Source organism: Nocardia niigatensis NBRC 100131 (assembly GCF_000308655.1).
GTDB classification, from domain to species: domain Bacteria; phylum Actinomycetota; class Actinomycetes; order Mycobacteriales; family Mycobacteriaceae; genus Nocardia; species Nocardia niigatensis.
In genome coordinates this window covers 271,287-281,877 of the sequence record NZ_BAGC01000044.1, presented here as the reverse complement: position 1 = coordinate 281,877, position 10,591 = coordinate 271,287, and the positions used below count along the sequence as shown (strand labels likewise).

At 66.6% G+C, this 10,591-nt stretch carries 7 protein-coding genes; 4 read left to right on the top strand and 3 right to left on the bottom strand.

The annotated features are described in order from the left end of the window. Positions 1-43: 43 nt before the first annotated feature. The gene (locus tag ON33_RS22075) at positions 44-3,763 is read right to left on the bottom strand and encodes a nitrate reductase subunit alpha (protein WP_040860871.1); all 3,720 of its coding nucleotides are present in this window, start codon (positions 3,761-3,763) and stop codon (positions 44-46) included. 294 nt (positions 3,764-4,057) lie between these two features. Here ON33_RS22075 and ON33_RS43495 point away from each other — a divergent pair, with 294 nt between their 5' ends. The 3 genes from ON33_RS43495 (at position 4,058) to ON33_RS22060 (ending at position 6,575) form a co-directional block, all read left to right on the top strand. Beyond that, positions 4,058-4,528: a YdeI/OmpD-associated family protein gene (locus ON33_RS43495; protein WP_245550656.1), complete on the top strand. Its 471-nt coding sequence runs from the start codon at positions 4,058-4,060 to the stop codon at positions 4,526-4,528. A 125-nt stretch (positions 4,529-4,653) separates the two neighbouring features. Further along, entirely contained in the window at positions 4,654-5,166 is a 513-nt protein-coding gene (locus ON33_RS41475) for a hypothetical protein (protein WP_040860870.1), read from the top strand. 626 nt (positions 5,167-5,792) lie between these two features. After that, positions 5,793-6,575: a helix-turn-helix transcriptional regulator gene (locus tag ON33_RS22060; protein WP_085996815.1), complete on the top strand. Its 783-nt coding sequence runs from the start codon at positions 5,793-5,795 to the stop codon at positions 6,573-6,575. A gap of 130 nt (positions 6,576-6,705) precedes the next feature. Here ON33_RS22060 and ON33_RS22055 read toward each other — a convergent pair whose 3' ends face one another. Next, on the bottom strand, positions 6,706-8,460 hold the full coding sequence (locus ON33_RS22055) for an NTP transferase domain-containing protein (protein ID WP_040860869.1): 1,755 nt from the start codon (positions 8,458-8,460) through the stop codon (positions 6,706-6,708). A 337-nt stretch (positions 8,461-8,797) separates the two neighbouring features. Between ON33_RS22055 and ON33_RS22050 the strand changes: the two genes are divergently transcribed. Continuing rightward, the gene (locus ON33_RS22050) at positions 8,798-9,595 is read left to right on the top strand and encodes an MmyB family transcriptional regulator (protein WP_245550655.1); all 798 of its coding nucleotides are present in this window, start codon (positions 8,798-8,800) and stop codon (positions 9,593-9,595) included. A 68-nt stretch (positions 9,596-9,663) separates the two neighbouring features. Here the strand turns inward: ON33_RS22050 and ON33_RS22045 are convergent, their stop codons facing one another. Then, the gene (locus tag ON33_RS22045) at positions 9,664-10,506 is read right to left on the bottom strand and encodes an alpha/beta fold hydrolase (protein ID WP_245550654.1); all 843 of its coding nucleotides are present in this window, start codon (positions 10,504-10,506) and stop codon (positions 9,664-9,666) included. Positions 10,507-10,591 lie beyond the last annotated feature (85 nt).

The following is a 10,591-nucleotide window of genomic DNA, read 5'->3' as shown; positions in this document are numbered from 1 at the left end:
GTTGCGCAATCGGATGCCGTGTGGTGACCTCGTCGGAGTCATGTCAGTACTCCACCTCTTGGTTGCGCTTGCGAATCGTGGTGACCTCGTCGCGCTGATTTCCGGTGGGGCCGTGGTAGTTCAGCGCGAACGACTGCTGCGCGTAGCCACCGATGAGATGCGAGGGCTTGATCATGATCCGGGTCAGCGCGTTGTGGATACCGCCGCGCTTGCCCTTGCCCTGCTTGACCTCCGCCGTGCCCTCGATACGGGGCACGTTCACGGCGCGGTCCTGGGCGTGATACATGAACACCGTGCCCTCGGGCATGCGGTGCGACACGATCGCGCGCGCCACCACGATGCCGTTGCGGTTGATCGCTTCGATCCAATCATTATCGGCGACACCAATTTTCGCGGCGTCCCTGTCCGACATCCAGATCGCCTGACCACCGCGCGAGAGCGTCAGCATGTGCAGGTTGTCCTGGTAGGCGGAGTGGATCGACCACTTCGAGTGCGGCGTCAGGTACCGCACGGTCACGCCGCCCTCACCGACATTGCCGATACCGGGTTCGGCGAAGAGCGCCGTCATGTCCAGCGGCGGCCGGTAGATCGGCAGCTGCTCGCCCAGCTCCATCATCCAGTCGTGATCGAGGTAGAAGTGCTGCCGTCCGGTCAGGGTGTGCCAGGGCTTGGACCGCTCCACATTGATGGTGAACGGCGAATACCGGCGTCCGCCCGTCTCGCTCCCGGACCATTCCGGTGAGGTGATCACCGGAACGGGCCGGGCCTGCGTGTCGGCGAAGGTGATTCGCTTTCCCTCGTGTTCGGCAGCCAGGTCGGCCAGCTCGGTTCCGGTGCGCCGTTCCAGCGCATGGAACCCTTCCACCGCGAGCCGGCCGTTGGTGGTGCCGGACAGTGCCAGGATCGCCTCGGCCGCGTGGGTGTCCTTGGCCAGTGACGGACGGCCCTGCGCGACACCGGAAACCACAGTGCCGTTCACGCCGCGCAGGTAATCTACCTCGGCATCGGGCAGGGTGGTGACACCCTTCGTGGTGAGTCCCAGTGTTTCGACGAGTGGGCCGAGCGCGGCCATCTTCTCCGCGACCTTCGGGTAGTCACGTTCGACGACAACGAGTTTCGGCATGGTGACACCCGGGATGGGTTCACATTCGCCGTATTTCCAGTCCAGTACGCGTCCGCCGGCCTGTGCCATCGCGTCGGCGGTGTCGTGCTGCAGTGGCACCGCGACCAGGTCTTGGCGCACGCCCAGGTGCTTCTCTGCCAGCCAGGAGAACCCGCGGGCGATGCGGTGGAAGGCCTCGAAATCGGTCTTGGCCTCCCACGGCGGGGAGATGGCCGGGGAGAAGGCGTGCACGAACGGGTGCATGTCGGTGGAGGACAGGTCGTGCTTCTCGTACCAGGTGGCGGCCGGGAACACGATGTCGGAGAACAGGGTCGTGGACGTCATGCGGAAGTCCATCGACATCAGCAGGTCCAGCTTGCCGGTGGCGGCCTCGTCCCGCCATTCCAGTTCCTGCGGGCGGACACCGGTGGTCTCGGTGGTCTGCAGGTTCGAGTCAGCGCCGAGCAGATGCTTGTGGAAGTATTCGTTGCCCTTGCCGGACGAACCCAATAGGTTCGCGCGCCACACGGTCAGCACGCGCGGAAAGTTCTCGGGCGCGTCCGGGTCCTCGCAGGCGAAGCGGAGATCGCCCGACTTCAGGCCGTCCACCACATAGTCCGCGGGCGTCTTGCCCGCCTGCTCGGCCTCCTCGACGAGGTCGAGCGGATTGCGGTTCAGCGTCGGGTACGCGGGCATCCAGCCCAGACGTGAAGCGAGCGCGATATTGTCGGCGGCCGTGCGCCCCGCGAACGCGCCCTTGCTCAGCGGCGAGGCGAACGATTCGCTGGTGAACGGGTCGTAGCGCCACTGGTTGTTGGCCAGGTACCAGAACACGGTGCCCTGCATCTGCCGCGGCGGCCGCTGCCAGTCGGAGGCGAAAGCCAGTGTGGCCCAGCCGGTCACGGGCCGGCACTTCTCCTGGCCCACGTAATGCGCCCAGCCGCCGCCGTTCACGCCCTGGCAGCCGGTGAGCAGCGTCAGGGTGAAGAAGGAGCGGTAGATCTGGTCGGAGTGGAACCAGTGGTTGGTGCCCGCGCCCATGAGGATCATGGACCGGCCCTTGGAACGTTCGGCGTTGTCGGCGAATTCGCGGCCGAGACGTTCGGCCTGTTGGGCGGGGACGCCGGTGATCGACTCCTGCCAGGCGGGAGTGTACGGCTGGGTCGCATCGTCATAGCCGGTCGGCCAACTGCCGGGCAGGCCGGACCGGGCTACGCCGTACTGCGCCAGCAACAGGTCGAACACCGTCGTCACCCGTCGCCCCGCGATGACGGTGGTCGGCACGCCGCGGGTGAGGACATCCGAGACGGGCCCGTCGAAGCGGGGGAACTGCACGGCCGCAACGTCATCGGTGCGTCCGTGCAGGGTCAGCAGGGGATCGGTGTCCCCCAAATCCAGATTCCAGCGCCCCTTGCCCGCCTCGTTGAAGCGGTGGCCCAGTGAGCCATTGGGCACCTGCGGAACACCGTCCGAGTCCAGCAATACGGTCTGATGCTCGACGCCTTCACCGCTACGGCCGAGATCGGCGGCGGTGAGGAACTTGCCGGGCGTGAAGGTGTGACCGCTGTATTCGCCTTCGGTCGACCAGCCGCCCTCGTGCTCGTCCAGCACGACCAGATAGGGCAGGTCGGTGTAGCGCTTGACGTAGTCGTTGAAGTACGGAGTCTGCTTCTCCACGAAGAACTCTCGCAGCACCACGTGCCCCATGGCCATGGCCAGGGCGGCATCGGTGCCCGGGCGCGCGGGCACCCACTCGTCGGCGAACTTCGTGTTGTCGGCGTAGTCCGGGGAGACCACCACGACCTTCTGGCCGCGATAGCGGGCCTCGGTCATGTAGTGGGCGTCCGGGGTTCGGGTGACCGGGACATTGGAGCCCCACATGATCAGGTAGCCGGCGTCGAACCAGTCGGCGGACTCGGGCACGTCGGTCTGGTCGCCGAAGACCTGCGGCGAGGCCACGGGCAGGTCGGCGTACCAGTCGTAGAACGACAGCATCGAGCCGCCGATCAGCGAGATGAACCGCGCGCCGACGGCGTGCGAGACCATGGACATGGCCGGAATCGGCGAGAACCCCGCCACCCGGTCCGGGCCGTACTTCTTGACCGTGTAAACGTGTGCGGCGGCGGCGATTTCGGCGGCTTCCCACCATTCGGCGCGCACGAACCCGCCCTTGCCGCGCGCGGACTTGTAGGCCTTGGCCTGGTCCGCGTCCTCGACGATGGACTCCCACGCCAGCACCGGATCCTTGAGCCGGGTCTTGGCCTCGCGGTACAACTCCAGCAGCGTGCCACGCACGTACGGGTAGCGGATGCGCGCGGGGGAGTAGGTGTACCAGGAGAAGGACGCGCCACGCGGACAGCCACGCGGCTCGTACTCCGGCTTGTCGGCGCCCACGCTCGGGTAGTCGGTCTGCTGCGACTCCCAGGTGATCACACCGTCGGAGACGTAGATCTTCCACGAGCACGAACCGGTGCAGTTCACGCCGTGCGTGGACCGCACCACTTTGTCGTGCGACCACCGATCACGGTAGAACTCGTCGGCCTCGCGCCCGCCCACCTTGTGCAGGGTGCGCAGGTCACCGGATACCTCGCCGCGGTTGAAATACTTCCCCAGTCGAAGCAGCGCATCGGCGGACGAGTGTCCGTTCTGCGTAATAGCCATAACGCCCCCTTCGAGCTGGAAAACCGGGCTGCTGGCTCGACTGTAGGGACGCCGGGGGAGGCATCAAAACGATTTGCTCACAATGCTCGGAGGCCATTTGTGAGCTGTGAGATCGCCGCAATGTTCCGGTCACTGCGGGGTAGCGGCCGAGGTCACACCTTCCGGTCGCGACCTGGGAAAACCTCTTCGCAGGGGGTGAAACATGTTCCCGGAAGTGGGTTCCGGGCCAGTGGCGGTGAAGCTTACGAAACGGTTGGTTCTCGGTTACTTAATATTTGTTAACACACTTTCGGATTGCTGGTTGATCGCTATATCGTTCACCTACGCAACGATTTGTCGGCGTCATCGAGACCGACTGTCAACGGCGGTGCATACATCCCCATCCCCCCGTCGTCGCCGCCTTCGGCGGCGGAGGCCGCATCCCAGTCCAGGCCAACCTTCGACGCCATCCCGTACCGCGGCTCCATCGCCAACATGGGCGCAGGGCCGTGCCTCGGCCCGCTGAAGGCGATCCGCACCGAACTCGGCAGGGGGGCCCGCGACCAGGTCGCGGTCGCCGTCGAACGTGACACCGCTCCACGCACCATAGACGTCCCCGACGATCTCGCCGACGCGTTAGGGCGGCCGGGTGTGCGGGCCGCTTTCGACCGTCTCTCGTGCACCAACCGCTGTGAACACGTCACTGCCGTTATAAACGCGAAGAATCCGGAAACCCGTACCCTGCGGATCGTCAAAATTGTCGATTCCCTCGCAGGCGGGGCCTGAGCTTAATGCTATGTTCGCTGAAATTCTTTGAGAGGGTGATGATTCGAAGTATTGATTTCCGAATTACCTTGGCATACAGGACATCTCGGGTTCGGACATGCTGCCGTTGGCGATAGAATTAGCACATGAATTCGATGGGGGTGACACTCGACACGTGCGGTATCGCCGAACTGGCTACCGCCGTCGAGGCCCTGTCGAATTCCGTCCTCCACGCAAACCTCGACGCGTTCGCCGATGGCGATGTGGTGGAGTTGATGCAGCGCCTGGAAACCTGCAAACGCCAACTGTCCGCACTGGATTCACGGCTGATCATCGAAGCCTGCGACCGTTCCCTGCCCAAGGGCAGTGCGGCGAAGGATGTCGTACCGTTCTTGCGTCAGACGCTGGGTTTGTCGAGGTACGACGCGTCGGTGCGGGTGAAGATCGCCCTGCAGTGCGGGGAGTTCTTCGAGCCGACCGGGCACCTGCCGAGGCTGAGCGCCGAGACCACCAGCAGCGGGCCGACGGCCATGGCCGGATTGGCATCGAGATTGCTGGTCGACTCGACGATGATCGACCCAAGGGCCGGGTCCGCCCCCTCACCTTTGAACCTGCATGTGGATGTCGGTCCCGGACTATGTGGCTGGCTTGAAGGGTGAAGCCGTAGTCGACAGATGCCGCCCTGGGGGTCGCCCAGGCGCTGGGCCGTGCCCGGTGGATCGGATGACAGACGACACCTTGCTAGACATTCGGGACCCCGTCGTGCGTTTCGGTGAACGCACCGTGGTGAACGGCGTCGGCATCCGCGCCGCGCGGGGCGAAACCGGTGCGCTGGTCGGCGAATCCGGCTCCGGCAAGTCCCTCACTGCACGCGCCGTGCTGGGCCTGCTCCGCACCGGTGCGACCGCCACCGGCTCGGCCCGGCGAATCGTCGAATCAGGTTCGGTCGCAGTCGTTTCCAGCATCCGCGCGCGGATACCCGCGACGCCCGCCGGCGGCGGTCCCCGCCCCGGATCCGGCCCGCGCGTGTCGAGACGAAAACGTGTCCGTCCAACCGCCCCTGGCATTGGGGGTATGAGAGTAATTTGGGGAGAGGCATTCCGCAGCGGCGCCGCGGACACACCGGACCTATACCAATAGGAGTATCCGGTGATACTGATTGGATTTGCGCCGCTGAACGGTTGGTGTCCAACCCTGTGTAAGTATCCGTCTCGAAGGAGATCTCGGCGGTGCCTCCACGGGGAGGCTAGGTGGGCCACCGGGATTCCGTGAAGGAGGAACCCAGGTGGGCGCGAGACCGGTATGTGGACAGGATTTTCCGGAACTCGAGGCACCCACCTTCGGAAACCTGCTCCGCCGACTCCGTGACAATCGCGGTGTTTCCCGTGAGCGCCTGGCATTCAACGCCGGTGTAAGCGCCAGTTATATAACGCATTTGGAGAAAGGTGACCGGGGTAACCCCACGCGGGAAGTGGTCGAGGCGCTCACCCGCTACCTGCACCGCCTGGAGCCGCTGTCGCACGAGGACCGCCGGCAGCTCGGCGACCTGGCGGGCCTGGGATCAGGCGTCTTCCCCAGCGTGCGGGAACTGCGCGCCGCGGTCACCCCGGAGATGGTCCGGGCCCTGGAGCTGCACAGCCCGAATATGGCCGCCCTGCTCGACATCCGGGCCAATCTGCTGGCCAGCAATGACGCCTGGAACGACACCTTCCCCGGCCTGGTCGCGGACGGCAATATGCTGCGCTGGTTCTTCGCCAATGACCTGGCGACCCGGGTGATGGTGAACTGGGATTCCGACGCGCGCCGGGTCGCCCGCTGGATGCGCGGATTGATCGGGCGGTCGGGTAATACCGACGGATTCGCCGATCTCATTCGCGAACTAGGGAAATTCCCGAAATTCCGTCAGGCCTGGTCAGAGGGCGGCGTGGAGTTCGCGCCGCACGTATGGACCCTGCATCTGCGGAATCCGGTGACCGGGCTCCGGCGCAAGATGTACGCCCAGCACGGCCGATTGGACAGCGCCACTCACCCGGGTCAGTTGCTGACAATTCTCGGGCTCCCCGGCTGAACCCGCCTCCCCCGGATCGGATGAGCATCACCACTGCAAATCCGTTGGAGTACAGCGGTTCTGCGCTGCCTAGCGGGGTGGGGTACGGGCCGGCGCCATGGTCATCGAGGCCCTGTGCCACCGGGCCGAATCAGCCACGCAGTGGGATGAATTCGGCCATCGCGCCGTCCTCGGCGTCGGCCGGGACCACCACCAGGCCCTCGCGATGCAGCAGATCCGCCAGGTGCGCGGTGCGCAAGCTCAGGTCGCCGCGGAAGCCGCCGGTGGGCAGTGCCTGGGCCGGGACGATGCGCGCCACCGGCGCGGTCAGCTCGGCGGCATTGACCAGTGGGGCCATGATCGGGCGGGCCGGGGTCGCGCCGGTCATGCCCTCGACGGTCGCGCCGATCAGCGCCAGCAGGGTGGCGATCGCCGCGAACGGATTGCCCGGCAGGCCCAGAACAACGGTGCCGGAGGCCAATTGAGCGGCCACCGTGGAACCGCCGGGACGCAGGCGCAGGCGCCGCAGCAGCATGGTGGCGTCGGAGCGATCCAGCGCCGAGCGCAGCTGATCGGCCGCCCCGCCGCCGGTCGCGCCGACGATGACGAGCAGATCGCAATCACCGGCCGCCGCCAGCACCTCGTCGAAGGCGTTCGCGGTGTCGCGCAGGTGCACCCGATCGATGGTGGTGACCCCGTGCCAGGCCAGCACGTCGGGCAGGATGGGACCGATCGAGTCCCGGGTCTGGCCGGTGTGCAGCGGCCCGTCCCCGCGAATCTCGTCGCCGGTCATGACGATTCGAGCGCGCACCGGTCCGCGCACGTCGGCCGCCGCGACCTCCGCGCTGGCCGCCACCGAGATCAGCGCCGCCGTCACCGCGGTGCCCGCGGCCGCGACTTCCGCACCGGGAAGCCAGTATTCGCCCCGGCGCCGCACATCCTCGCGCACCGGGGTGTCGGGTAGCCGGTACAGCGTGCCGTCGTCGTCGACGCGGACGAACTCGTCGCGCACCACCGAACTGGTCCCGTCGGGCACGTGTGCGCCGGTGGCGATCCGCACCGCCTCGCCGTCCAGCAGCCCCACCGGCCGCTGACCACCCGCGAAGCCGATATCGCGGCGCAGCTGCCAGGGCCCGTCGCCGCTCACCGCGTACCCGTCCATGGCCGACACGTCGAAGCGCGGCAGGGCGTCCGCGGCGGCCAGCGGCGCGGCCAGGGTCGCGCCGCGCGCCGCGCGCAGCACCGTCCGGCGCACCGGCAGCGGGATGATGCTGCCGCGCAGCACGTCGCGGGCCTCGTCGAGCCACAGCGGCGCGGCCGTGCGGGCCGCCCCGGCCCGGGCCCGGCGCACGTCCTCGGGGGTGTCGCAGTCCTCCACGCCGGGCAGCGTCACCATCACGGTGTCCACCGGCACCAGGGCCTTCATCGGCCGATTCACCAGGGAATCCAGGTCTTTCAGTGCCGCGGTCAGTGCCGGGCGCCGCCACACGCCGACCAGGTACTGCGGGCGGCCCGACGCGTCCGCGGCGAAGACCGCGTCACTGCCGGAATCCCTTGCATGGGACAGCAGTTCGTTCACCGCCGCCGCACTGAGGAACGGCATGTCCGCGGCCAGCACCACGATCAGCCCCGCGGGGAAATCGCACCCGGCCAGAGCGCCCAGACCCGCGGCGATGGCCGCCACCGGGCCCGCTCCGGCCGGTATCTCCTGTGCCTGAAGGACTTCCGGCGGCAGCTCGGGCCGATGCGGGCCCACCACCACCGTGCGCGCGCAGCCGGCGACCGCCGCCAGGGCCGCGTCCAGCATGGACTGCCCGCCGACCACCAGGGCCGGCTTGTCCACCCCGCCCATCCGGCTGGCCTTGCCTCCGGCCAGCACGATGGCGTCGACGGGTGTCACGAGCATGATCCGGAGTAGGGGCGTGTCCCACGTTCACAGCGCATGGTTGAAGATCGTAGTGGCAGGCTGTTCGGAGCTTGTTGGGCGCGCCCGGAAACCTGCGCTTGCTAAGCAATTGCGGATAGTCGTCACGTTATGAGATGTGGCGCGACACATAGTAGAAATGGTCTTGTTTTAACCTTGAGAACAATCTCATATGGCAGTATCCGACCTGAGAACTGGCGGAGTATGCGGCGTTCGTCACAGTTCACACCAGGCGTCACACCGGGTCCCACTGTCCGGTACCGGGAGGATTCAGACCGATGAAGGTTGGTTTGCTGAATGTTTGTGGAGAGGGAACGGCGTGGTGCTGGGCGTGAAAGCGGATAGGGACTCCGACGATCTGAAGCCGCCGACATTCGGACTGCTGCTACGCCGCCTGCGTGATGCACGAGGCGTATCACGAGAAAGGCTGGCGTTCAATGCCGGCGTCAGCGCCAGCTACATCAGCCACTTGGAGAAGGGTGATCGCGGCCATCCCACCCGCGAAGTGGTGGATGCGCTGCTGCGATATCTGGACCGAATAACCCCGCTGTCGGCCGTCGAGCGCCGGCATCTGCTCGATCTGGCCGGACTCGGCGTGAGCGAATTCCCCTCCGTGGAACAACTGCGCGGCGAAATCACCGACGACATGCACCGCGCCCTGGAGCTGCACGAACCAAATCTCGCCGCCTACGTCGACACCCGCTGGAATGTGCTGGCCTGCAACGAAAGCTACTCTCGCGCTTTCCCCGGGCTGGAGCAGGATATCAATATTCTGCGCTGGTTTCTGGGCAACGAGGCCGCCCGCGAGGTGATGGTCGAGTGGGAGGAGGAGGTCCGGCTGACCGTGCACTGGCTGCGCGGTCTGATTGCGAGCTCTGGAGATACCGCCTGGTCGGTTGAATTCCTCGCAGAACTCGGACGTTTCGGACTTTTCCGTGAAATGTGGGATGAGGGTGTCGCGGCATATGGACGGCCCCGCGCCACCATGCGCCTGCGCGAACGCGAGACGAACCGGCGCTTCGATATCGCGGTCCAGCTGTTCAGCGTCTTCAACGCGGCCTACCCCAGCCAGATTCAGATCTTCCTCGGCATCCCGAGCTGGCACGAGGCCGGGTGAGTCCCGGCCGGCCGTGACCGCCGTGGGCACGGCCTTCCCCCGCGCACCCTCCCGCTGGAGGGCTCCCGTCACTGCGCGGCCAGGATCTCTCGTCCCCCGCGCATCCGCGGCCACGGCGCCGACAGCGCCCGCGTCAGCCGGTTCTCCCGCCGGGCATTGGCTCGTTCGACCAGCCGGATCAGCAGCGGCGCAACCACTTCCGGATGAGTCCAGGCCGCGCCGTGCCCCGCGCCCGGAATGGTGACCACGCCGGCCGCCCCGGCCAGTCCGGTGGCCAGCGCCTCGGACTTCTGGGCGGTGCTGCTGGTGTCGTGACTGCCGCGCACCACCAGCGCCGGCGCGGTGATCTCGGGTAACCGATGCAACACCGAGCGGCGGTCCATCAGGCACCGGGCGGCGGGCATGATGCTCTGGCGGTCGGAGTCGTACCAGCGGCTGGTCCAGGCCCGCCACAGCCGCGGATCGGTGCCGCCGATGAGCTGCGGGGCCAATTCGGCGACCAGCGGGGCCATCGGTTCCGGACCCGACCAGCGCTCGAAGAATTCACGGTAGTAAGCCAATTCGGCCGGACTGCACGCGGTGGCCTCGGTATCGATCAGTGCCAGGCCCTGTACCCGCTCCGGCGCCAGCAATGCCATGCGCAATGCGGCATAGCCGCCCTGACTCATTCCGCCCACGACGGCCTTCTCGATTCCGAGTTCGTCGAGAACGGCCAATCCGTCGGCCGCCAGATCCCAATAACTGAACGGTTCGCCATCAGGTGACTGAGTGCGGCCATGGCACCGTGCATCGACCGTTACGAGATTGATACCGGCGTCTGCCAGGGATTCGCGCATCGGCTCGAACATCGACCCGTCCATGAAGAACCCATGGGCGAGCAGCAGGGTCGGCCCGTTGACGTCACTGGTCACGTAATGAACTGTTGCTGAACCTGATCGCACATAAGGCATGGTCAGACCCTAAACGGCGGAAGTGGCCACTCCATATACGTTTGCC

Coding starts and splice junctions, on each gene's coding strand:
- ON33_RS22055 (WP_040860869.1), bottom strand. CDS start 8,460: ATGCTCGTGACACCCGTCGACGCCATCGTGCTGGCCGGAGGCAAGGCC.
- ON33_RS41475 (WP_040860870.1), top strand. CDS start 4,654: ATGAATTCGATGGGGGTGACACTCGACACGTGCGGTATCGCCGAACTG.
- ON33_RS22075 (WP_040860871.1), bottom strand. CDS start 3,763: ATGGCTATTACGCAGAACGGACACTCGTCCGCCGATGCGCTGCTTCGA.